Genomic DNA, 1416 nt, shown 5'->3' on the forward strand with positions numbered 1-1416 from the left:
ATGTCGCGGTCGCCTTCATCCTGGGCAAGACGGCCTGGGGCCGGCATGTCTACGCCGTGGGCGATGACAAGGAAGCCGCCCGCCTGGCTGGCATCCCCGTCAACCGGGTTCTCATGAGCGTCTACCTCGCCGCCGGCGCCGTCCTGGCCGCCGGCGCCTGGATCCAGATCGGGCGCACCAACGCCGCCAGCCCCAACGCCGGCGTAGACCTGAACCTGGACTCCATCACCGCCGTCGTGATCGGCGGAACCAGCCTCTTCGGCGGCCGCGGCTCCATCTGGGGTTCACTGCTTGGAGCGCTGATCGTGGGTGTCTTCCGCAACGGCCTCTCGCTCGCCGGGCTGGACGTGCTGTACCAGACGCTCGCCGTGGGCGTCCTGATCATTGTTGCTGTGTCCGTCGATCAGTGGATCCGAAAGGTCAAGTCATGACCACGACAGAATTTGAAGCCCCCCACGTCGCCACGCGCGAGCCCATCCTGCAGGCCCGGAACCTCGTCAAGACTTTCGGCCGTGTCGTGGGACTGGACGGGGTCAGTCTCGACCTCTACCCGGGCGAAGTCCTCGCGATCATCGGCGACAACGGCGCAGGCAAGTCAACCCTGATCAAATGCCTCACCGGAGCAGAAGTCCCGGACTCCGGCGAGCTCTTCATGTCAGGACAGCCCGTGCACTTCAAGCGGCCGCAGGACGCCAGGGTCCACGGGATCGAAACCGTGTACCAGAACCTCGCCGTCTCACCGGCCCTCGACGTCGCCTCGAACTTGTTCCTGGGTCGGGAGGAAAGGCGTGCGGGACTCCTCGGGAGCGTCTTCCGGATGCTTGACACCAAAGGTATGCGCCGGAAGGCCAAGGAAGAGCTGACCCGGTTGGGCATCTCCACCCTGCAGGACGTGACAGTGCCGGTGGAGAACCTCTCGGGCGGCCAGCGCCAGGCTGTCGCCGTGGCCCGCGCCGCAGCGTTCGGTTCAAAGGTCGTTGTGCTGGATGAACCGACGGCGGCACTTGGCGTCCGGGAATCGAACCAGGTGCTCCAGCTGGTCAGGGACCTTCGCGACCGCGGCCTGCCGGTCATCTTGATCAGCCACAACATGCCCCACGTCTTTGACGTAGCGGACAGGATCCACATCCAGCGCCTGGGCAAGTGCGCTGCCACCATCACTCCGCAATCACACACAATGACCGACGCAGTGGCGATCATGACCGGCGCAGCCACCGCCTGATGGCCGGCTAGTACCCTCCCGCTCTACCGGAGCTCCCTTCTCCGTCCGCGGACCTCCCCCCAGGTCCGCGGACGGATCCATACCGGGAGTTCCCATCATCACCATCCCACGAGAGACAGACCATGGATTACCTCACAACAGCCCGGAACGACGCTCACCAGACGCTCGACGTCATGGTCATAGGCGAAGCGCTG

General features: G+C 65.2%; 2 protein-coding genes. Both read left to right on the forward strand.

The genetic code is table 11. The features are described from left to right. Positions 1-431, forward strand: a 431-nt coding sequence (locus LQV45_RS32335; RefSeq protein WP_230011627.1) for an ABC transporter permease, incomplete at its 5' end; no start/stop codon positions are given. Then, complete coding sequence (locus LQV45_RS32340; protein WP_230011630.1) at positions 428-1222, forward strand: ATP-binding cassette domain-containing protein; 795 nt, start codon at positions 428-430, stop codon at positions 1220-1222. The genes LQV45_RS32335 and LQV45_RS32340, both read left to right, overlap by 4 nt. The last annotated feature ends 194 nt before the right edge of the window (positions 1223-1416 follow it).

This window comes from Microbacterium sp. Bi128 (assembly GCF_918698205.1).

Coding starts and splice junctions, on each gene's coding strand:
- LQV45_RS32340 (WP_230011630.1), top strand. CDS start 428: ATGACCACGACAGAATTTGAAGCCCCCCACGTCGCCACGCGCGAGCCC.